The following is a 20,836-nucleotide window of genomic DNA, read 5'->3' as shown; positions in this document are numbered from 1 at the left end:
ATCACCGCCGCTTGGCGCATTGATGGCAGCTACACCGTGACAACGGGCGAAAACCCCGCGCTGACAGCAGGGAATGCGTGGAACCTCGAATTCCCCGGCAATGACCTGTCCGTTGCGCTCAGCGGCGACATCACCGACCGGCTTTCCGCCACTGTTTCCATGCAGTCGGTCCGCAATCGGCCCACATTGGCGGATTACACGGTGGCGCATGCCAATCTGACCTATGCCCTGACGGATGACATCGACGCCTATCTGCGGATCGAGAACTTGCAAGATACGGAGTATCAGCTGTCGAACCGCTACGGCACCTCCGACCGGGCATTCTACATCGGCCTGAGGTCGCGTTTCTGATGCGTATCTTGCGCGCCATCACCATTGGTCTCGCCCTTGTGGCGGGGCCTTTGGGCGCGCAAACGCCACCGCAGCGGGTCGCGCCAGAGGGCGCGCCCGCGCGCGTTGTTTCCATGAACCTTTGCACCGACCAGTTCGCGCTGATGTTGGCCGCCCCCGACCAGCTTGTTTCGGTCAGCTATATCTCGGCCGATCCTGTCACCTCTCCGCTCGCCGATCTCGCCGCGCGTTACCCGCTGAATTACGGCAGCGCCGAGGAAATCTATCTGATGCGCCCCGATCTGGTGCTGGCCGGACCCTGGACCGACCCCGCCGCCCTTGCCATGCTGCGACGCCTTGGCCTGACGGTCGAACAGGTCGATGGCATCAGCCAGCTATCCGACATCCCCGAGCGCCTGCGCCGTTACGGCGAATTGCTGGGTCGACAAGCCGAAGCCAAGACCCTGATCCGCCAGTTCGAGACTGATCTTGACGCGCTGTCCGCCCCGCCCGACGGGCCGCGTGCGATCCTGTATTTCCCAAATGGCTATAGCCTTGGCGAAGGCACGCTGTCGCATGAGCTCCTGACGCGGGCGGGCTTTCGCAACATCGCGACCGAGATCACGCCCAGCGCCACGGGGCAGATCGCGCTGGAACTGCTGGTCATGGCCGCCCCCGATCTCATCATCCGCGACCGCCCCTATCCCGGTGCCTCACGCGCCGAGGAGTTGATGCATCACCCCGCGCTGGCCGCGCTGATCGCGGCGGGGGCTGGCCATGAAAGCGGCCCAGACTGGGCCTGTGGCACGCCACGCGTGATCGCGGCGCTCCGCGCCTTGGTCGAGATGCGCGAAGCGATGGAGGGCGGCTCGTGACCCGCGTGCTTTTCCCCCTCTTGGCGCTGGTTAGCGCCGCGCTGTTTATCGTTTCGCTTTTGACGGGGCCGGCGGGCTTTGGCCTTGCCGAAAGCCTTTCGGCGCTCTTCACCGGCCAAGGCGAGGCCGTGACGCTGGTGATGCGCGAGATCCGCCTGCCCCGCGCGATACTGGCCGTGATGGTCGGCGCAAGCCTTGGGCTCTCGGGCGCGGCCTTGCAGGGGTACCTGCGCAATCCGCTGGCCGAACCGGGTCTGATCGGCGTGTCAGGCTCTGCAGCACTCGGCGCCGTGATCGCGATGCAGACGGGGTTTGCCGCGGCCTTTGCGCTGGCGCTGCCGCTTTCGGCGCTCAGCGGTGCAATCATCGCGGTGCTTCTGATCTTGATACTCGCGGGGCCGCGCGGCGGGTCGCTGACGCTGATCTTGGCAGGCATCGCCATCTCGGCCTTGGCAGGCGCGTTGATGTCGCTGGCGCTGAACCTGTCCCCCAACCCCTTCGCCACATCGGAAACCGTGTTCTGGATGATGGGCTCACTCGCCGACCGCAGCTTTTCTCACCTCTGGCTGGCCGCGCCCTTCATGGCGCTGGGCTGGGTCTTGCTGATGGGCTTGGGCCGTGGCCTTGACGCGCTAAGCTTGGGCGAGGATGCCGCCGCCGCCATGGGTATCCGGCTCACCCGGCTGCGCCTGCACCTCGTGTTGGGGGTGGCGGCCTGTGTCGGCGCGGCGACCGCCGTTGCGGGGGCGATCGGCTTTGTCGGGCTGGTCGTGCCGCATTTGCTCCGCCCGCTGGTCGGCGCCCGGCCCTCGATCCTTTTGCCCGCCTCGGCGCTGGGGGGGGCGGCGATGGTGCTTTTGGCCGACATCGCCGTGCGCCTGATCCTGCCCGAGCGTGACCTGAAGCTTGGCGTTGTGATGGCGATCATCGGCGCGCCGCTGTTTTTGCACCTGATCTACAAAACGCGCGAGGGGCGGGCATGACGCTGTTGACCCTCGATCATCTGACCGTGCGGCGCGGCGATTGCCCCGTGGTCGATGCCGCCACGCTGACCATCGGCGCGGGTGAATTGGTGGGGCTGATCGGCCCCAACGGCGCGGGCAAGACCAGCCTGATGCGCGGCGCGCTGGGGCTTTTGCCGCATGAGGGGCAGTCCTCGCTCACGGCCCTGCCGTCCGACCGGCGCGCGCGCCATGCGGCCTGGCTGCCGCAATCGCGCGAGATCGCATGGCCCATCGCCGTCGAAACGCTGGTCATGCTGGGCCGCACCCCGCATCTGGCCGCAGGCCAGCGCCCCAGCGATGCCGACCGTGCCGCCGTGACGCGGGCGCTTGCAACAATGGATCTGAACGGGTTCGAAGGGCGCGCCGCGACCGCGCTGTCGGGTGGCGAACAAGCCCGCGTGCTGATCGCCCGGGCATTGGCGCAAGACACGCCGCTGATCTTGGCGGATGAGCCGATTGCAGGGCTTGATCCCGGCCACCAGATCGCCACCATGGCGGCATTCGCCCGGCTGGCGGCGGCTGGCAAAGCGGTGATGGTCTCGCTTCATGATCTGGGGCTGGCCGCGCGGCATTGCACGCGGCTGATCTTGATGCACAAGGGCCGCATCCATGCCGATGGCCTGCCCGCCGCTGTGCTGACGCGCGAGAATCTGGCGCAAGTCTTCGGCATTTCCGCCCATATGGCGCAAGGCCCCGATGGCATCATCTTTCAGCCACTCGAGGTGCTGACATGACCGATTACTCCGACCTTCTGACGCGCGGCGGCCCAGTCATCTGGGCCATCGCCGCGCTATCAGTGCTGACGCTGGCGCTGATCTTGTGGAAGCTTTACCGCCTGTCTGCCTTGGGCGCTTGGTCGGGCGGGCGCGTCACCGCCGAGGCGATCGGGCTTTGGCAACAGGGCGATATCGCCGGTGCACTGGCCCGGCTTGCGCCCCGCGGTTCGGTCCGCGCGCGCCTTGCCCATGCGGCCATGACGGCGCATGGCGACCCCGCCCTGACGCCAGAGGCAGCGCGCGAGGAAACCACCCGGATCGCCCGCGCGCTTTTGGCGGAATTGCGCGGCGGGCTAAGACCGCTTGACCTGATCGTGACGATTGCGCCGCTTCTCGGCCTTCTCGGCACTGTGCTTGGCATGATCGCGGCCTTCCAAGCCCTGCAAGAGGCAGGCGGCCAGACAGACCCCGCCACGCTTGCCGGCGGGATTTGGGAGGCGCTCTTGACCACGGCCGCTGGTATGGCCGTCGCCATCCCAGCCGCCGCCGCGCTGACATGGTTCGACAGCATCGCCGACCGCGTTCAGGCCGAGATGGAGGATGATGCCACCCGTATCTTCACCCGTGGGGGTGTGCGGCGGCCATGAGTTTCAGCTTCGCCCAACCCCAGCCCCGCCGCCGGCCCAGCCTGACGCCGATGATCGACGTCGTGTTCTTGCTCTTGGTGTTCTTCATGCTGGCCGCCCGTTTTGGGCAAGAAGGGGCGCTTGATCTGACCATCGGGGGCGGGGCCGGGGCTGAATGGCAGGGGCCGCCACGGCTGGTGCAAGTCGCAGAGGCCGGCCTGTTGCTCAACGGACAGCCCGTTACGCCCGAAGGGTTGGAACAGGCTCTATCTGGCCTGACAGAGACGACATCAGACCCTATCGTGATCCGCGCCGATGAGGCGGTCGGCCTGCAACGCCTGCTCGATGTGATGGCGGGGTTAAGGGCGGCGGGCTTTGCCAATCTCGTGCTGGTGGCCCCATGAACTTCGCCCCCGCCCGCAAACGCCACACGGATCAAGACCGCGCCATCGTGCCGATGATCAACGTGGTCTTCTTGCTGTTGGTGTTCTTTTTGATGACCGCCAGCCTGACGCCGCCGCCGCCACTGGCGATCACCGCGCCCATGGCGGAAACCCCCCGCAGTGATCCGCAGCCCGGCACGCTTTATATCGCCGCCGATGGTCAGATGATCTTTGGCACGATGACGGGCGATGCCGCCTTGGCCGCCCTTTCTGCCGCGCGCCCTAATGGGCCACTACCGATCATGGCCGATGCGGCCTACCCCGCCGCCGAACTGGCGCGGCTTTTGCCGCGTCTTGCCGGGCTTGGCGTCACCGACATCCGTCTGATCACGGTGCAACCATGAGGCGGATCGCCGAAATCGCGGCCTTCCTCGGGCTTTCAGCCGCCGTGCATGCCGGGGTGATGGCGGGGTTCAGCGACGGGCAGGCCGGGCCGCAGGCGATGGGCGATGGCGGCACCGACCGCGTCACGCTGGCCGCAGCTCCCGAAAGCATCGCGGCACTGGCCGCGCGCTGGGCCATGCCGCCCCAGCCGGTGATCAGCCCCACAACGCTGCAAGCCCCACAGATGCCAGTCTTGGCTGCGCCGGCCATGCCAATACCCGAACGGGCGGTTCAGGCTCTCACATTGCCTGATGCGCCGATCTTGCCGCGTGCCGATGCACCGCCGCTTGCGCCCGGCATGGCCGACAGCGCGCCGTCACCGCTCAGCCCCAACGCCCTTGCGCAATCGCCACGCCCTTTGGCCCGCCCCGATGTGGCAAACGCACCCGCCTCAACCCCGCAAGCGCCCCGGCTGGCCCAAGGTCAAGGCGGCGGCCAGACTAGCGGTGCTGCACCCGCCCCAGCGCAACCCACCCCTGCCTTGAACCAAGCCCAGCGTCAAAACTTGATGGCCGCATGGGGTGGGCAGATCATGGCCCGGATCGAGCGCGCACGGCCACGCGTCAATGCCGCCGGTCAGGTGACGCTCACGCTCAGGATCGGGCGCGACGGCACGTTGGGCGCGCTTGGCGTTGCGCGCAGCTCGGGCGATCAGGCGTTGGACGAAGCGGCGCTTTCAGCCGTTCGCCGTGCGGGCCGCTTTCCCGCCGCCCCCGATGCGCTGCGCGAAGCGAGTTACGCCTTCACCCTGCCGATCCGTTTTCGCTAGGCCCTTTCACTGGGCCGCGCGGCTGCTAGGTAGGTAGGCATGAGCATATTGTTGCAGATCGAAGGGCTGACCAAAGCCTATGGCCCGGTCGCGGTGTTACAGGGGGTCTCGTTTGGCTTGCCGCATGGGCAAAGCCTTGCGCTGACCGGCGAAAGCGGCTCGGGCAAAAGCACGCTGTTGCATCTGGTGGGCGCGCTTGATGCGCCTGATAATGGCTCTATCGTGCTGGATGGGGTCGAAATTTCCCGGCTGGACGATGCAGGCCGCGCAGCCCTGCGCCGTGATCGGATCGGACTGGTGTTTCAGCAATTCAACCTGATCCCCTCGCTGACGGTTTCACAAAATATCAGCTTTCAGGCCCGGCTTGCCCGCAGACACGACCCCGCCCGCGATGCGATGCTGGCAGGGCGGCTTGGCCTTTCCGATCTCCTGCACCGCTACCCGGAAGAGCTTTCGGGTGGCCAGCAACAGCGCGTAGCCATTGCCCGGGCCCTTGCCCATGCGCCGGGTCTGATCTTGGCCGATGAGCCTACCGGCAATCTCGACGAGGCGACAGGCGACGCGGTGCTGGATCTGCTGCTTGAACTGGTGGCGGAAACGGGTGCCGCGCTGATGATGGTGACCCATTCCAGCCGCCTTGCCGCGCGGCTTGACCGGCGCGTGCACCTGTCACGCGGGCAGCTGGCCCCATGGGGTGGGGGCTAGATCATGCTCGGCACGGCACTTTCGACCCTGTTTTCGCATTGGCGCCGCCATCCCGGCCAGCTTGCGATGCTGGTTCTGGGTCTTGCCTTGGCGACGGCGCTTTGGTCCGGCGTGCAGGCGATCAATACCGAGGCGCGCGCCGCTTACGGCAGTGCCGCCACCATGTTGGGCCAAGACCGGCTCGACCGCCTGGTCAGCCCCGATGGCCGCCCCGTACCGCTGTCCGACTACATCGCGCTGCGCCGCGCGGGCTATCTGGTCTCGCCCGTCATCTCGGGGGAATTGCGCTTGGGCGACGCGCGGCTCAGGCTCTTGGGCATCGACCCGCTGACCGCCCCACCCGAGGCGAATACCCCCACCCTGCAAGGTGGCAATATCGACCTTGCCGGTTTTTTCACCGCGCCGGGTCTTTTGCTGATGACGTCTGAGACCGCCGCCGGCCCATTGCCACCCGATCTGCCCCCGATCCGCACGACCGAGAACATCCCACCCGGCGCGGCGCTGACCGATATCGGCACCGCCGCGCGGCTGCTTGCCCAATCCGACCCATCCTATCTTTTGGTCTGGATGGATCAGCCCGCGCATCTGCCCCCCCTTACGACGGCAACCAGCCTGCAACGCATCGCCCCCGAACAGCGCGCCGACCCGGCGCAGCTGACGGAAAGCTTTCACCTCAACTTGACGGCCTTTGGCCTTTTGGCTTTCGCCGTTGGGCTTTTCATCGTGCATGCCGCCATCGGTCTGGCGTTCGAGCAACGCCGCGCGACCATCCGCACCCTGCGCGCGCTTGGCCTGCCGCTGCGCAGCCTGCTGGCGGCACTTGGTCTCGAACTGGCGGGTTTGGCCCTGTTTGCCGGTCTGACCGGGCTGATCTTGGGCTATGCCATCGCCGCCGCGCTGATGCCGGGCGTGGCGGGGACGTTGCGCGGGCTTTACGGCGCCGATCTGCCGGGCACCTTGTCCTTCGATCCCATCTGGGCCTTGGCGGGTTTGGCGATGACATTGGCGGGCGCGACCCTTGCCGGGGCGCAGGCCATGGGGCGCACCGCGCGCCTGCCGATCCTCGCCCCGGCCTTGCCACAAGCATGGCGCCGGGCCAGCGCCGCATTGATGCGCCGCCAAGCGCTGCTGGCGCTGGCACTATTGGCCCTTTGCGCAGCACTGGCCCTTTGGGGCGAGACCCTGTTTTTGGGCTTTGTCGCGGTCGCGTGCCTGTTCTTGGGCGCGGCCCTTTTGCTGCCGATCACGCTTGCCACATTGCTGTGGCTGGGTCAGTCGCGCGCGCGCGGCCCCGTCGGCACATGGATCTTTGCCGATACAGGCCAGCAACTGCCGGGTCTTTCCCTTGCGCTGATGGCGCTACTCTTGGCCTTCTCGGCCAATATCGGCGTCTCGACCATGGTGGGCAGCTTTCGCGCCACCTTTATCGGTTGGCTCGACCAGCGCCTTGTGGCCGAGCTTTATGTGACCGCCACCACCCCGGCCGAGGCCGCGCGGATGGTCGACTACCTCGCGCCTAGAACAGATGCGATCTTGCCCGTCGTCTGGGCAGATACCACGCTGGCCGGTCGGCCGGGTGCCGTCTACGGGCAAGCCGACCACCCCACCTTTCGTGACCACTGGCCGCTGATTGCCGCGCAACCCGCTGCATGGGACAGGCTTGCCACCGGCGAGGGTGTTTTGATCAACGAACAGCTGGCCCGTTTTTCAAAGCTTTCGCTCGGCGAGGCGCTTACCATCGCACCCGGCGTTTCGCTTCCCATTCTTGGCATCTATTCCGATTATGGGAACCCGGAGGCACAGGCCATCGTGACGCTTGACCGTTTCCGTCTGACCTATCCCGCGATCACGCCGACCCGCTTTGCGCTGCGCACCGCCGCCGCCGATACCGCTGCCTTGGCCAGCGCGCTGCGCGCTGATTTCGGTCTGCCCGCCGATGCGGTGATCAACCAGACCCAGATCAAGCGCTTCTCGCTCGAGATATTCGAACAGACCTTCCTGATCACCGGGGCGCTGAACCTGCTGACGCTGGGGGTGGCGGGCTTTGCGCTGCTCACCGGGCTCTTGACCTTGGCCGACATGCGCCTGCCACAGCTTGCCCCGGTCTGGGCGCTGGGGATCACGCGGGCGCGGCTTGCACGGTTCGAACTGATCCGGAGCCTGATCTTGGCCGGGCTGACCTTTGCGCTGGCGCTGCCCGTGGGACTGGCCTTGGCATGGATGCTCTTGGCCATCATCAATGTGCAGGCCTTTGGCTGGCGCTTGCCGATGCAGGTTTTTCCCGGCGATCTTTTGCGGCTTTTGGCACTGGCACTTGTGGTGGCCTGCATCGCCGCGGCGCTGCCCGCGCTGCGCTTGGCGCGCAGCTCATCCGCCCGTTTGCTCAAGGTATTCGCCCATGAGATTTAGTCTCTTTACCGCCGCTTTGTGCCTCTTTGCAGGCCATGCCACGGCCCAAGGCTTCGCCGGGCTGGGGACCGAGGCCGCGGGATTTGCCATGCCGCAAAACCCCCCGATCTTCGACTTTCCCACAGATCACGGGGCGCATCCCGAATACCGCATCGAATGGTGGTACCTGACCGCCAACCTGACCGGCCCCGATGGCACGCTTTACGGCGCGCAATGGACGCTGTTCCGCTCCGGCCTTACGCCCGATGATTCCACCGGCTGGGAGGCATCGCAGCTTTGGATGGCCCATGCCGGCCTAACCACGCCAAACGCGCATCTGAGCGCCGAGCGTCTGGCCCGCGGCGGCATCGGTCAGGCCGGTGTCACCGCCGCCCCCTTTGCCGCATGGATCGATGATTGGGCGATGACCTCGACGGCACCCGCCACCGCCGATGCGCTGGACGCGCTGCAGGTCGGCGCACAGGGCGCGGATTTCGCCTATGATCTGGCGCTGACCGCGACCGGCCCGCTGATCTTTCATGGCCAAGCGGGCTATTCGGTGAAATCCGCCTTGGGTCAGGCCAGCTATTACTACTCGCAACCCTTCTACACGGTTGCCGGCACCATTACCCTGCCGGGTGGCACGATCCCCGTCATGGGCACGGCGTGGCTTGATCGCGAATGGTCTTCGCAACCGCTATCGGAGACACAAGACGGCTGGGATTGGGTCTCGTTGCAATTCGACGATGGCGCACGGCTGATGGGATTTACCCTGCGCGACAGCGCCGCCCCCTCCTTTACCGCTGCCACTTGGATCGACGCGAATGGCAAAAGCCAATCCTTTCCCGACGGCGCGCTCAGCATGACGCCGCTTGCGATCAGCAACGTCGCCGGGCGCGATATCCCGACCCGCTGGCGCGTCGAATTGCCCGAAAAGGGCCTCGACATCACCGCCACTGCGCTGAACCCGCAAAGCTGGATGGCGGTCTCCATCCCCTATTGGGAGGGGCCCGTGACCCTCACCGGCAGCCATCCGGGCCGCGGCTATCTGGAAATGACAGGTTACCAATAGCCCATCTTTGCTTTCCAAGTACTCCGGGGGGGTCGCCCCTGGCGACGGGGGCAGAGCCCCCTTTGCGTTCTCACGAACCCGGATCGAACATCGGGAATGTGACCCCCAAGGCCCAGCCAAGGATCACGCCCAGCGACAGCCCGACCGCCACCACCGATCCGGTCCGCTGGCCCAGAAACCGCCCCATCATCCCGTAGCTCAGATAGAACAGCAAGATCACCGGCATGATGATGATCAGGAAGAACAGCCGCTCGAAATCAAGCGCCACCGCCACCCCAAGCGAAGCAAGGAACATCCCCCGCGACACTACCCGCCGCCACAGCATCGCGCGCGTCGCCCCTGACAAGATTGCATCGGCCAGCATGGCAAGGACGGCACCGGGCAAGATCGCGGCGACGACCGCCAAACGTCCCGGATGCGGCACGAAACTGCCGACATAGCGGTCCATGATCCCGCCAAAAACCGCGATGCCGTAAAGCGCCAGCGCCACACCCCAGATCCAGCCGCGCGTTTTGGGCAACCCACCCGCCCAAGCCGCGCCCGCCAGCACCAGCGCCCCGTAAAGCGCCAGATGCAGGGCAAGGTAATCGGCCACCAGCACAGGCAGGAATCGCGTCTCGAAGAGCGACAGGATCAGCGGCGTGAGCAACGCAGGCCCGAGCGCCAGCGCCCAGAAAAGCCGCCGCCCCGGCTGCCATGGCGCAGGCCCCGACGGCAAAAATTCCGCCAAGGCACGCACCAGCAGCACGACGCCGAACAGCGTCAGGATGATCCATGGTCCAAGGTTGACCGGGCCGGACAGGGCGGGCTGTCCAAGGCTTGCGGCCAACCAGTCGATCCCTTCACCGATCCCGCTCGGCGCGTAAAGAATACCGACATGCTCGACCCATGGGACAGGCGCCGCACGGCGGGCAAAGCCCGCGCCGGGTGTGCCGATGGTCTGGCCCTCCACCGCGCCGATCTCGGCCATGACGCGCGCCGCCTCGGCGCGCAAAGCGCCCTCCCATTCCCCATTCAGGATCAACAGGTTCTCGGGCGTCTCGGGCGTGATCGCCACGCTGAAGACCGACAAGCCCACCACCGCCTCTACCCGTGGATCGGCAAGCGCTTGGCGCACGACGACATCGGAGGCCATGGAATGGCCCAACAGCGCCACACGCGGCAGCGCACCGGGCAGGGCAACGGCGAAATCGGTGACCCGACCCGTTTCCTCCATCAAAAGACGCGTCGTGCCGTCGATACTGGTCACATCGCCCGACATCGGCACGGGGTTGCGCCCATGCCCCTCGAAATCGAAGCTCACGGTGATGAAACCCGCCCGCGCAAGGCTGAGCTGCCACCCAGCCATCAACTGCCGCGACCCGGCAAAGCCGTGGGCGATCACCACGACCGGCCCCTGCGCCTGCGGTAGATGCATTACGGTGACGGGGGTTTGGCCCACGCGCGCGTCGCGGATCACCAGATCGGCGCGCGGATCTTCCATCCGGGCCAGCCCGACCAAGATCGCCAGCACCGACAGCGCCGCGACAATTCCCATGCGCCAAGTCATCGTCTTCACCCGTCAGGTTTCATCCACAGCAGATAGCAGCATGACTGGCCAAGCCAAGCGCCAAAGCCTCTGGCCCTGTGCGCCGGATCATGGTCTATGACGCGAAAAGCACGGGGTTTTGCCATGTTCACCGTCACGCTCATCACCAATCCCGCGATGATCCTCGACCCTGCGCTGGTGCGTGCGCTGCGCGATGCGATGGGCGGCGGCGAGGCGGTCTGGCTCGATCGCAATGGCGCGGCTGAATTCGCTGTGCCGAAACTCCCGAAATCACTGACCGAGATCCATGAGAGCCTCTCGGCCGAGGGTGTCGACATGATCGCCCAGCCTAGCGCCGGACGGCGCAAGAAACTGCTCTTGGCGGATATGGATTCGACGATGATCCAGCAAGAATGTATCGACGAACTGGCCGCAGCCGCCGGGATCGGGCCGCAAGTGTCCGAGATCACGGCGCGCGCCATGAATGGCGAGCTGGATTTCGACGGGGCGCTGAAAGCGCGGGTAGCACTTCTCAAAGGCCTCCCCGAAAGGGTGATCGGCGATGTGCTGGCGGCCCGCATCACCATGATGCCGGGCGGCGCCACGCTGGTGGCGACGATGAAGGCGCATGGCGCCTATGCCGCGCTGGTCTCGGGCGGGTTCACGGCCTTTACCGAAGCCGTGGCAACCAAGCTCGGCTTTGACGAACACCGCGCTAACACGCTGCATATCGAGAATGGAGAGCTGACGGGCACTGTCGCCGAACCCATCTTGGGCCGCGCGGCCAAGGTCGCCGCGCTCGATGATCTATCGGCAAGGCTCAAGATTACCGATGCCGATGTGCTGGCCATCGGCGATGGGGCCAATGATCTGGGCATGTTGACGCGCGCCCATCTGGGGGTGGCGGTCCATGCCAAACCCGTGGTGCAGGCCGAGGCCCCCCACGCGATCAACCACGGCGATCTGACAGCGCTGCTTTTCGCGCAAGGTTACGCCAAGGCCGAGTTCGTCATCCGCTAAAGAAAGCGGGGCCACCGCGTCATGCGATGGCCCCGGCGAAATGACATGATCTGCCGATAGGGTGGTGCTTATTCCGCCGGAACGGCCGCCGCCTCAACACTGATCGGATGGGACAGTTTGCCAAGCATCTCCTTGGGGCAGACCTGCAGGAAGTTGCCGCGCTCGGCCTCCCAATCCTGCAAGATGGCCGCTGCACGCCGCGAACCGGTCTCGCGCAGATGCGCTTCGATCAGCCCTTTCAACTGCGTTTCCCAATGCGCCACGGTGACGGGGCAAGTGACCAGCGTTTCGAGGTTCATGTTCACCTGCGCCGCCCCCTCGGGATCGTAGAGATAGGCCATGCCGCCGGTCATACCCGCGCCGAAATTGGCGCCGATCCGGCCCAGGATCACCGCAACACCGCCGGTCATGTATTCACACCCGTTCGACCCGCAGCCCTCGACCACGACCGATGCACCCGAGTTGCGCACGGCGAAGCGCTCGCCCGCGCGACCCGCAGCGAAAAGGTAGCCAGCGGTCGCGCCGTAAAGCACGGTGTTGCCGATGATCACGTTTTCATGCGCGACCAGCGGGCTATCCTGCACAGGCTTGACTACGATCGTGCCGCCAGACAGGCCCTTGCCGACATAATCATTGGCATCGCCAGACACTTCCAGCTTTAGCCCCGGCGCGGCGAAGGCGCCCAGCGATTGCCCGGCCGACCCTTGCAGCTTGACCGTCAGATGGTCGGGCTGGAGCGTGTTGCGCATGCCGAAGGCTTGCACGATATGGCTGGATGTGCGGGTGCCGATGGTGCGCAGCGTGTTTTGCACCGCATAGGAAAGCTGCATCTTTTCCCCATCTTCGAGGAAGCGATGCGCATCCTTGACGATCTGGGCGTCCAGCGTGTCAGGCACCACATTGCGCGGCTTGGCACGGTCATAGACGATCCGATCCGCGCCATCGACGGTGATCAACATCGGGTTGAGGTCCAGATCATCCAGATGCGCAGCACCGCGCGACACCTGCGTCAACAGATCGGCCCGCCCGATCACATCATCCATCGACCGCGCCCCGATCGAGGCGAGGATCTCGCGCACTTCTTGCGCATAGAAGGTGATCAGGTTCACTACCTTGTCGGCATTGCCGGTGAACTTGGCGCGCAGGCTTTCATCTTGCGTGCAAACACCGACGGGGCAGGTGTTGGACTGGCACTGGCGCACCATGATGCAGCCCATGGCGATCAGCGCCGCAGTGCCGATGCCATATTCCTCGGCTCCCATCATCGCCGCCATGACGATGTCACGCCCGGTGCGCAGCCCACCATCGGTGCGCAGCGTGATCCGGTCGCGCAGGTTGTTCATGGCAAGAACCTGATGCGCCTCGGTCAGGCCCATTTCCCACGGCAGACCCGCATATTTGATGCTGGTCGCGGGGCTGGCGCCCGTGCCGCCGTTATGGCCCGAAATCAGGATCACATCGGCCTTGGCCTTGGCGACACCGGCGGCGATCGTGCCGACGCCGCTGGATGCCACCAGCTTGACCGTCACCTTGGCGCGCGGGTTGATCTGCTTGAGGTCATAGATCAGCTGCGCCAGATCCTCGATCGAATAGATATCGTGATGCGGCGGCGGGCTGATCAGTGTCACGCCCTTGGTCGAATGGCGCAGCCGCGCGATCAGGTCGGTGACTTTCATGCCGGGCAGCTGACCACCCTCGCCGGGCTTGGCACCCTGAGCGACCTTGATCTCCAGCTCTTCGCAATGGTTCAGGTATTCAGCGGTCACGCCGAAACGGCCCGATGCCACCTGCTTGATCTTGGCAGATGGGTTGTCGCCATTGGGTTCCGGCACGAAATGCGCCGGGTCTTCGCCACCCTCGCCGCTATCCGACTTTGCGCCGATACGGTTCATCGCGACGTTCAAGGTCTTGTGCGCCTCGGGCGACAGCGCGCCCAGCGACATGCCCGGCGTCACGAAACGCTTGCGGATCGAGGTGATGCTTTCCACCTCGTCGATCGGCACGGGCGCACCAAGCGGCTTGATATCCATCAGATCGCGCAGATGGATCGGCGGGTTCGCCTGCATCTTTTGCGAATACTGCTTCCACAGGCTGTAGGAGGCGCGATTGCACGCCTCTTGCATCATGTGCATCGTGGTCGCTTCCCACGCATGCTTTTCGCCCGAGCGGCGCGCCTTGTAAAAACCGCCGATAGGCAGCACGCCCTCACCGCGGAGGAAGCCCTTGGCATGCACCTCTTCGGCCTTTTTCTGCAGGCCGCTGACGCCGATGCAGGAAATGCGGCTGACCATGCCGGGGAAATATTCCGCGACCATCGCGCGGCTCAGGCCCACGGCCTCGAAATTCAGGCCGCCACGATAGGACGAGATGACCGAGATCCCCATCTTGGCCATGATCTTGAGCAGACCTTGGTCGATGGCGGCACGATAGCGCGACATGGCTTGGGTCAGCGTGCCGTCGATCAGGCCGCGCTCGATGCGATCGGCGATGCTGTCTTGCGCCAGATAGGCGTTGACCGTGGTTGCACCACAGCCCACCAGCACGGCGAAGTAATGCGGGTCGATGCACTCGGCCGACCGCACATTGAGCGAACAGAAGGTGCGCAAGCCCTGCCGCGTCAGCCAGCTATGCACCGCGCTGGTGGCAAGGATCATGGGCATGGCCACGCGACCTTCGCCTTGGCCTTGATCGGTCAGGATCAGATGCCCCGCACCCGAGCGAACCGCATCCTCGGCCGCATGGCGTATCTGCTCGAGCGCCTTGTGCAGCGCATCGGACTTGCCGCCCGCGGGGAAAGTGCAATCGATCACCACATGCTCGGCATTGAAATGGCCGACCATCGCCGCGAACTGGGCATTGCCGACAAAAGGGCTGTCCAGCACGAAGATCTCGGTCTGGCTGCTGTCCTCATCCAGCACGTTCTTGAGGTTGCCGAACCGGGTCTTGAGGCTCATCACACGGTATTCGCGCAAGCTGTCGATGGGCGGGTTGGTGACCTGGCTGAAATTCTGGCGGAAGTAATGCGACAGCGGCCGGTACATGCTCGACAGCACCGCCGCGGGCGTATCGTCACCCATCGAGGCCAAGGCCTCTTTCCCATCCTCGGCCATGGGGGCAAGGATCTGCTCCAGCTCTTCGATGGAATAACCCGCGGCCACCTGACGGCGGCGCAATTCTTGACCTTCGAACAGGGTCTTTTCCGGCGCGCCATCGGTCTCGGCGGCCAGATCGACGATCTTGCCAACCCATTCACCAAAGGGGCGGGCGGCGGCAAGGCGGTCCTTCATCTCGGTGTCGTGGAACAAACGCCCCTCGGACATATCGACGGCGATCATCTGGCCGGGGCCAAGCGCGCCTTTTTCGACCACGCGCGCCTCGTTTACGGGAACCATGCCCGCTTCGGACCCGGCGATCAAAAGCCCATCACCCGTCACCACATAGCGCATCGGGCGCAGGCCGTTGCGATCAAGACCCGCGCAAACCCAGCGGCCATCGGTCATGGCAAGGGCGGCGGGGCCATCCCATGGCTCCATCACCGAGTTGCAATAGGAATACATATCCTGCCACGCCTGCGGCAGCTCGGTCGCGGTGTTCGACCATGCCTCGGGGATCAGCATGGTCTTGGCCATCGGCGCCGAACGGCCCGCGCGCACCAGTACCTCGAACACGGCATCGAGCGCACCGGAGTCAGACGCACCTTGCGGGATGATCGGTTTGATATCCTCGGCCATCTCGCCGAAATAGGTGGAGGCCATGCGGATCTCATGGCTCTTCATCCAGTTGGTGTTGCCCTTGAGCGTGTTGATCTCGCCGTTGTGCGCCAACATGCGGAAGGGCTGGGCCAACCACCACTGCGGAAAGGTGTTGGTCGAATAGCGCTGGTGATAGATCGCGAAGGCGGACTCGAACCGCGCATCCATCAGGTCGGGATAGAAATTGGCCACATCCTGGGCCAGCATCATGCCCTTGTAGATGATCGAGCGGCACGACAAAGAACAGATATACATCTCGCGGATGCCCGCGGCCTGAGCGGCTTTCTCGATCCGACGGCGGATGACGTAAAGCTCGCGTTCGAAGGTCTCGACATCGACGCCCTTGGAATTGGAGATGATGATCTGCTCGATCTCGGGACGGGTGGCGTTGGCCTTGTCGCCCAAAACGCTCACATCGACCGGCACATGGCGCCAGCCATAGATGTAATAGCCCATCCGCAGCACTTCGGATTCCACGATCGTCCGGCAGGTTTCCTGCGCGCCGAAGTTGGTGCGCGGCAAGAACACCTGACCCACCGCCATCAGTTGATCCATGCGCGGCTCATGGCCGGTGCGGCGGACCTGATCGTAGAAGAACTGCACCGGGATCTGCACATGGATGCCCGCGCCATCGCCGGTGCGGCCATCGGCATCGACCGCGCCACGGTGCCAGACGGCCCGCAATGCGTTGATCCCGTTTTCGACCACCTGCCGCGAGGGCTTGCCGTCGATCGACACGACCAGACCCACACCGCAAGATGAATGTTCTTCATCCTCGGAATACAGGCCATTCTCGGCCAGCCACGCGCGCTTTGCCTCTTCGGCGGCGACCCATTCGGCATCATACTTGGTCATGGTCTCGTCCCTTTCGTTCGGGCCGGGCGGTGCGTCCCTGTCACGCGCCCGGAAAAATCTGTTCAGCCGTTCTGCATCGGCCCAAATGGCCCACCGCTCATCATCTCACCGCAATCATAGATCGGCGTCATGCTCAGAAAACCCGCCTCGCCGGTTTGGGCGAATTCCATCGGGCTGTTGTCATATTCAAAGCGTTCATCACCATCGATGACCGTCTCGATGCCACCGAAAAACTGCCGCCATTCGGGATGCACGAATTGGTTCCCCTGCACCCGGCGCTGCCCCGCGCCGACATTGTATTGATAGGCGAAATCAGTCACCAAAAGCCGCTGGCCATCGATGTTGACCGCATCGCCCGTCAGGCTGTCAAAGCCGGTATAGTCGCGCTGCACATTGCCCGACGCACCCTCGATCATCAGCGAGAACACCATGGTGTCACTGCCGCTGTCCAAAAGTTCAGACAAGCTGGCAGGGTCTTGCTCGGGTTCGATCAAGACACTGCCGCCGCCCGACCGCAGGTTCCAGCTTTGCAGCCAACGAAACTCCGCATCGGTGTAGCTTAGATGGAAGGGCCCATCGCTATCGACGGAAACACGCCAATGCGTCCCCTGCGGATCGGCCTCACAGCGCCAATGATGGCTGACCGTGCAACCGCGCGCCTGCACCGTCAGAAAGGCTGTGCAGCCCGCGGGCACTTCGAACAGCGAAGGCTGCGCGGCGAGCGGTGTGGGCAAGGCAAGGCTCATCAAAGCCGCGAAAGCGGCTGAGATAAGGCCAATATGTCTTGTCCGTATCACTTTCATCAGCCTTTCCGGGCTTTGTCCGTCACTCAGCGGCAACCGCGCCCGACACGGCCAGCTTTTCCAAGATCGCCTCGGCCGCCTCGCGCCCGTCGCGGATCGCCCAGACCACGAGGCTTGCACCGCGCACGATATCGCCCACGGCATAGACATCGGGGATCTGTGTCTCATGGGTGCGGAAATTGGCCTTGATCGTGCCCCAGCGGGTCACTTCCAACTCAGGCGCGCCCCAAAGCGTCGGTAGATCCTCCGGCTCGAAGCCCAGCGCCTTGATGACCATATCGGCGCCTTCGACATAATCGGCGCCTTCGATCACTTCGGGGCTTTGGCGGCCGGTCGCATCGGGCTGACCAAGGCGCATCTTCTGCACCATCACGCCCTCGACCTTGTCACCTGCGAATCCTTTGGGCGCAGAAAGCCAGACGAAATCGACGCCCTCTTCCTCGGCATTGGCGACCTCGCGCTGGCTGCCGGGCATATTCGCCTTGTCGCGACGATAGAGACATTTGACGCTGCTCGCACCCTGACGGATCGCGGTGCGCACGCAATCCATAGCCGTATCGCCGCCGCCGATCACGACGATGCGCTTGTCCTTTGCGTTCAACTCACCGCTGTCGAATTCCGGCACCTCGTCGCCAAAACTTTTGCGGTTGGAGGCGGTCAGGTAATCGATCGCGCGCACGATGCCGTCGGCACCGACACCCGGCGCGTTCAGGTCGCGCGATTTGTAGACGCCCGTGGCGATGATCACGAAATCATGCTTGCCGCGGATCGCGTCGAAGCTGATCGTTTCGCCCACGTTGCAGTTGACGACAAAGTTGATGCCCGCATCTTCCAACTGCTGGATACGGCGCATGACCACATCCTTCTCAAGCTTGAAGCCAGGAATGCCGTAGGTCATCAGGCCGCCCGCGCGGTCGTAGCGGTCATAGACCGTCACCTGTAGCCCCGCACGACGCAGCATGTCGGCGGCGGCAAGGCCACCGGGGCCCGCACCGATAATGCCGACCGACTCGGCCCGCTCGACCGAGGGGATGCCGGGCTTGACCCAGCCCTGATCCCAAGCCGTGTCGGTGATGTATTTCTCGACCGATCCGATCGTCACCGTGCCGTGACCCGACTGTTCGATCACGCAATTGCCTTCGCACAAGCGATCTTGTGGACAGATGCGGCCACAGATCTCGGGGAAGGTATTGGTCGCCTGGCTGATCTCATAGGCTTCCTGCAGACGCCCCTCGGCGGTCAGCTTCAGCCAATCGGGAATATTATTGTGCAGCGGGCAATGCGACTGACAATAAGGCACGCCGCATTGGCTGCAGCGGCCCGCTTGTTCAGCGGCCTTTTCGCGCGCGTATTCACCGTATATCTCGTCGAAATCCGCCTTGCGCAGCGTCGGAGGACGCTTCTGGGGCATTTCTTTCGGCAACGAGACGAATTTCAACATGGGTTGCTTGGCCACGAAACATCTCCCATCCTAGCTGCGACGCCTATACCGATAGCGCGAATGGATAAAAAGACAGTATTGCTGACCTATTTAAAGATTCTTTCACCTCATTGCCACACGACATGGCCGTCATATCCGGGAATTAGTAAAAAATCGGACCTATCGAGTTTTTAATAATGCGAAAACAATATCTTATATTTTTGTCCACCACGACAAGGTTTGGCCAATGACTTTGTGGCACCTCATCCTTTTGGCTTTGATCCAAGGCATCACCGAGTTTCTGCCTGTCTCAAGCTCGGGTCATCTGGTTCTTTTGCCGAATCTCACGGGATTGGCAGATCAGGGCCAACTTCTTGATGTCGCGGTGCATGTCGGCACGCTGGCCGCGGTGATCTTGTACTTCTGGTCCGATGTACGGATGGGGCTGTTGGGCGTGCCGCGCATGTTGACGGGCCGGATCGACACCCCCGGCGCAAAGCTGGCGTTCTTGCTGATGATCGCCACGATCCCCGTGGTCGTGGTGGGGTTGGTGCTGCATTTGACCGGGCTTGATGATGCGATGCGCTCGGTTGCCGTGATCGGCTGGAGCATGCTGATTTTCGGGATCGTGCTTTACTGGGCCGACCAACGCGGCGCGCAGGTGAAACAAGCCGCGGGTTGGAGCCTTCGTGACGCCATCGTCTTGGGGCTATGGCAGGCGGTAGCGCTGATCCCCGGCACCTCGCGCTCGGGCATCACGATCACCGGCGCGCGTTTCTTGGGCTATGACCGCCACAGCGCGGCACGGATCGCGATGCTGATGTCGATCCCGACCATCGCCGCCTCGGGCGTGTTGCTGGGTGTCGACGCGATCGTTTCGGCCAATGCGCAAGCGCTCCGCGATGGGGCCATCGCGGCCGGTTTCGCCTTTGTCGCCGCCTTGCTGGCGCTGTCGCTGATGATGCGGCTTTTGCAATCGGTCAGTTTCACGCCTTACGTGATCTACCGCGTTGTGCTGGGCATCGTGCTGTTATGGATCGCCTACGCCTAATCCTGTCTCAGGTGGCGCGCGCTTTCCTTGATCTCGGCATATTGCCCACCGGGCCGATAGGGCCAAAGGTAATCGTCAAGCACGGCCTCCATCGCGACCGGCACGATGCCAAGCGCCCCGAAGCCCATGCGCCCTTCGCCCACGACATTGTCACGCGCCAGATTGCGTACCTGATCGCGGGTCAAAAGACCGTTTTGGAACAGCCCAAGGCTTACCGCCTGCAACCCATCGAAGACCGCACCCATGATGCGCGCGATCCAGAAAGGCGTGTTCAAGATCAAGCGGCGGCGGCGCACGACACCGAGCATGCGGCGCATCAACTGCCGGAAGGTCGCGACCTCGGGGCCGCCCAATTCATAGATGCCGGGCTTTGCCTGACCCAAGGCACCCATCACGGCGGCTTGGGCGACATCATCGACATAAACGGGCTGGAACCGTGTTTCGGCACCGACCACGGGCAAGATCGGGCCCAACCGACTCATCGCTGCGAAACGGTTGAAGAACTGATCCTCGGGGCCGAAAATGATCGAAGGGCGCAAGATCATCGCGCCGGGAAAGGCAGCAAGGACCGCCTCTTCGCCCTTGGCCTTGCTGGCGGCATAACGGCTTTCGCTTTCGGTATCTGCGCCGATAGCTGAAATATGCACAAGATGCGCGGCGCCCTCTTCGCGGGCGATCCGCGCCACGCGACCCGCACCCTCGGCTTGCACGGCGTCAAAGCGGTTCTTGCCCGCCTCGGCCAAAATACCCACGCAATTCACGACCGCATCGGCACCGTGAATGGCCGCGCGCACGCTGGCGTCATCACGCAGATTGGCCAAAATCGGCTCGACCTGTCCGACCACGCCATATGGGCGCACGAACAGTGCTTCGTTCGGGCGTCGCACCGCGACACGCACGCGCCATCCCTCTTTGGCCATGCGGCGCGCGATGTATCGGCCGACAAATCCCGATCCGCCGAATATGGTGACGAGCTTTGACATGACTGACGTCCTCCGATCGCTATGCGCGGGTGATAGGCGGGCGGCCCGCTTCCGACAAGGCGCAAATCGTCCCAATCCTTGCCGGTTTGGGCCGCGTCTCTTGATGGCTCTG

17 protein-coding genes and 1 pseudogene are annotated in these 20,836 nt (G+C 64.2%); 13 read left to right on the top strand and 5 right to left on the bottom strand.

The window, feature by feature from the left end; translation table 11 throughout:
- The 11 genes and pseudogenes from ACTG4J_RS03500 to ACTG4J_RS03450 all read left to right on the top strand — a co-directional run.
- Positions 1-351 (top strand): annotated as a pseudogene (locus tag ACTG4J_RS03500) (hypothetical protein); the annotation flags it as partial.
- A complete protein-coding gene (locus ACTG4J_RS03495) occupies positions 351-1,205 on the top strand; it encodes an ABC transporter substrate-binding protein (RefSeq protein WP_439137151.1) in 855 nt (284 codons plus the stop codon). The pseudogene ACTG4J_RS03500 and the gene ACTG4J_RS03495, both read left to right, overlap by 1 nt.
- Positions 1,202-2,188 (top strand): FecCD family ABC transporter permease, encoded by a 987-nt coding sequence (locus tag ACTG4J_RS03490; RefSeq protein ID WP_439137149.1) that lies wholly within the window; start codon positions 1,202-1,204, stop codon positions 2,186-2,188. Before ACTG4J_RS03495 ends, ACTG4J_RS03490 begins: the two co-directional genes overlap by 4 nt.
- A complete protein-coding gene (locus tag ACTG4J_RS03485) occupies positions 2,185-2,943 on the top strand; it encodes an ABC transporter ATP-binding protein (RefSeq protein WP_439137147.1) in 759 nt (252 codons plus the stop codon). Before ACTG4J_RS03490 ends, ACTG4J_RS03485 begins: the two co-directional genes overlap by 4 nt.
- Complete coding sequence (locus ACTG4J_RS03480) at positions 2,940-3,572, top strand: MotA/TolQ/ExbB proton channel family protein (RefSeq protein WP_439137145.1); 633 nt, start codon at positions 2,940-2,942, stop codon at positions 3,570-3,572. Before ACTG4J_RS03485 ends, ACTG4J_RS03480 begins: the two co-directional genes overlap by 4 nt.
- A complete protein-coding gene (locus tag ACTG4J_RS03475) occupies positions 3,569-3,955 on the top strand; it encodes an ExbD/TolR family protein (protein WP_439137144.1) in 387 nt (128 codons plus the stop codon). The genes ACTG4J_RS03480 and ACTG4J_RS03475 overlap by 4 nt, the downstream gene beginning before the upstream one ends.
- The gene (locus ACTG4J_RS03470) at positions 3,952-4,338 is read left to right on the top strand and encodes a biopolymer transporter ExbD (RefSeq protein WP_439137143.1); all 387 of its coding nucleotides are present in this window, start codon (positions 3,952-3,954) and stop codon (positions 4,336-4,338) included. Before ACTG4J_RS03475 ends, ACTG4J_RS03470 begins: the two co-directional genes overlap by 4 nt.
- Positions 4,335-5,147: a TonB family protein gene (locus ACTG4J_RS03465; RefSeq protein WP_439137142.1), complete on the top strand. Its 813-nt coding sequence runs from the start codon at positions 4,335-4,337 to the stop codon at positions 5,145-5,147. The genes ACTG4J_RS03470 and ACTG4J_RS03465 overlap by 4 nt, the downstream gene beginning before the upstream one ends.
- A 39-nt stretch (positions 5,148-5,186) precedes the next feature.
- The gene (locus tag ACTG4J_RS03460) at positions 5,187-5,852 is read left to right on the top strand and encodes an ABC transporter ATP-binding protein (RefSeq protein ID WP_439137140.1); all 666 of its coding nucleotides are present in this window, start codon (positions 5,187-5,189) and stop codon (positions 5,850-5,852) included.
- A 3-nt stretch (positions 5,853-5,855) separates the two neighbouring features.
- Positions 5,856-8,261, top strand: coding sequence for an FtsX-like permease family protein (locus ACTG4J_RS03455; protein ID WP_439137138.1), 2,406 nt, complete (start codon positions 5,856-5,858; stop codon positions 8,259-8,261).
- On the top strand, positions 8,251-9,312 hold the full coding sequence (locus tag ACTG4J_RS03450; protein ID WP_439137137.1) for a lipocalin-like domain-containing protein: 1,062 nt from the start codon (positions 8,251-8,253) through the stop codon (positions 9,310-9,312). The genes ACTG4J_RS03455 and ACTG4J_RS03450 overlap by 11 nt, the downstream gene beginning before the upstream one ends.
- 70 nt (positions 9,313-9,382) lie before the next feature.
- Here the strand turns inward: ACTG4J_RS03450 and ACTG4J_RS03445 are convergent, their stop codons facing one another.
- Positions 9,383-10,849 (bottom strand): alpha/beta hydrolase, encoded by a 1,467-nt coding sequence (locus ACTG4J_RS03445; RefSeq protein WP_439137136.1) that lies wholly within the window; start codon positions 10,847-10,849, stop codon positions 9,383-9,385.
- Between the two features lie 135 nt (positions 10,850-10,984).
- Between ACTG4J_RS03445 and serB the strand changes: the two genes are divergently transcribed.
- Complete coding sequence (serB, locus tag ACTG4J_RS03440) at positions 10,985-11,860, top strand: phosphoserine phosphatase SerB (protein WP_439137153.1); 876 nt, start codon at positions 10,985-10,987, stop codon at positions 11,858-11,860.
- A 68-nt stretch (positions 11,861-11,928) separates the two neighbouring features.
- Here the strand turns inward: serB and gltB are convergent, their stop codons facing one another.
- The 3 genes from gltB to ACTG4J_RS03425 all read right to left on the bottom strand — a co-directional run bounded on the left by gltB (position 11,929) and on the right by ACTG4J_RS03425 (position 18,726).
- Entirely contained in the window at positions 11,929-16,467 is a 4,539-nt protein-coding gene (gene gltB, locus ACTG4J_RS03435; protein ID WP_439137135.1) for a glutamate synthase large subunit, read from the bottom strand.
- Positions 16,468-16,529: 62 nt separating this feature from the next.
- Positions 16,530-17,213, bottom strand: coding sequence for a hypothetical protein (locus tag ACTG4J_RS03430; protein ID WP_439137133.1), 684 nt, complete (start codon positions 17,211-17,213; stop codon positions 16,530-16,532).
- A 79-nt stretch (positions 17,214-17,292) separates the two neighbouring features.
- Positions 17,293-18,726: an NAD(P)-dependent oxidoreductase gene (locus ACTG4J_RS03425; protein ID WP_439137131.1), complete on the bottom strand. Its 1,434-nt coding sequence runs from the start codon at positions 18,724-18,726 to the stop codon at positions 17,293-17,295.
- Positions 18,727-18,937: 211 nt separating this feature from the next.
- Between ACTG4J_RS03425 and ACTG4J_RS03420 the strand changes: the two genes are divergently transcribed.
- A complete protein-coding gene (locus ACTG4J_RS03420; RefSeq protein ID WP_439137130.1) occupies positions 18,938-19,741 on the top strand; it encodes an undecaprenyl-diphosphate phosphatase in 804 nt (267 codons plus the stop codon).
- On the opposite strand, the gene ACTG4J_RS03415 is transcribed toward ACTG4J_RS03420, so the two are convergent.
- Positions 19,738-20,724: a complex I NDUFA9 subunit family protein gene (locus tag ACTG4J_RS03415; protein WP_439137129.1), complete on the bottom strand. Its 987-nt coding sequence runs from the start codon at positions 20,722-20,724 to the stop codon at positions 19,738-19,740. The genes ACTG4J_RS03420 and ACTG4J_RS03415 overlap by 4 nt on opposite strands.
- Between the last annotated feature and the right edge of the window lie 112 nt (positions 20,725-20,836).

The organism is Roseicyclus sp. (assembly GCF_965662675.1).
GTDB lineage: Bacteria > Pseudomonadota > Alphaproteobacteria > Rhodobacterales > Rhodobacteraceae > Roseicyclus.
Note: the sequence above shows the minus strand (reverse complement) of the source record. Positions and strands in the feature narration are given on the sequence as shown.

Bases quoted from the DNA above. Each gene is read 5' to 3' on its own strand.
- ACTG4J_RS03495 (WP_439137151.1), top strand. From the start codon at position 351: ATGCGTATCTTGCGCGCCATCACCATTGGTCTCGCCCTTGTGGCGGGG.
- ACTG4J_RS03485 (WP_439137147.1), top strand. From the start codon at position 2,185: ATGACGCTGTTGACCCTCGATCATCTGACCGTGCGGCGCGGCGATTGC.
- ACTG4J_RS03480 (WP_439137145.1), top strand. From the start codon at position 2,940: ATGACCGATTACTCCGACCTTCTGACGCGCGGCGGCCCAGTCATCTGG.
- ACTG4J_RS03475 (WP_439137144.1), top strand. From the start codon at position 3,569: ATGAGTTTCAGCTTCGCCCAACCCCAGCCCCGCCGCCGGCCCAGCCTG.
- ACTG4J_RS03470 (WP_439137143.1), top strand. From the start codon at position 3,952: ATGAACTTCGCCCCCGCCCGCAAACGCCACACGGATCAAGACCGCGCC.
- ACTG4J_RS03465 (WP_439137142.1), top strand. From the start codon at position 4,335: ATGAGGCGGATCGCCGAAATCGCGGCCTTCCTCGGGCTTTCAGCCGCC.
- ACTG4J_RS03460 (WP_439137140.1), top strand. From the start codon at position 5,187: ATGAGCATATTGTTGCAGATCGAAGGGCTGACCAAAGCCTATGGCCCG.
- ACTG4J_RS03455 (WP_439137138.1), top strand. From the start codon at position 5,856: ATGCTCGGCACGGCACTTTCGACCCTGTTTTCGCATTGGCGCCGCCAT.
- ACTG4J_RS03450 (WP_439137137.1), top strand. From the start codon at position 8,251: ATGAGATTTAGTCTCTTTACCGCCGCTTTGTGCCTCTTTGCAGGCCAT.
- ACTG4J_RS03445 (WP_439137136.1), bottom strand. From the start codon at position 10,849: ATGGGAATTGTCGCGGCGCTGTCGGTGCTGGCGATCTTGGTCGGGCTG.
- serB (WP_439137153.1), top strand. From the start codon at position 10,985: ATGTTCACCGTCACGCTCATCACCAATCCCGCGATGATCCTCGACCCT.
- gltB (WP_439137135.1), bottom strand. From the start codon at position 16,467: ATGACCAAGTATGATGCCGAATGGGTCGCCGCCGAAGAGGCAAAGCGC.
- ACTG4J_RS03430 (WP_439137133.1), bottom strand. From the start codon at position 17,213: ATGAGCCTTGCCTTGCCCACACCGCTCGCCGCGCAGCCTTCGCTGTTC.
- ACTG4J_RS03420 (WP_439137130.1), top strand. From the start codon at position 18,938: ATGACTTTGTGGCACCTCATCCTTTTGGCTTTGATCCAAGGCATCACC.
- ACTG4J_RS03415 (WP_439137129.1), bottom strand. From the start codon at position 20,724: ATGTCAAAGCTCGTCACCATATTCGGCGGATCGGGATTTGTCGGCCGA.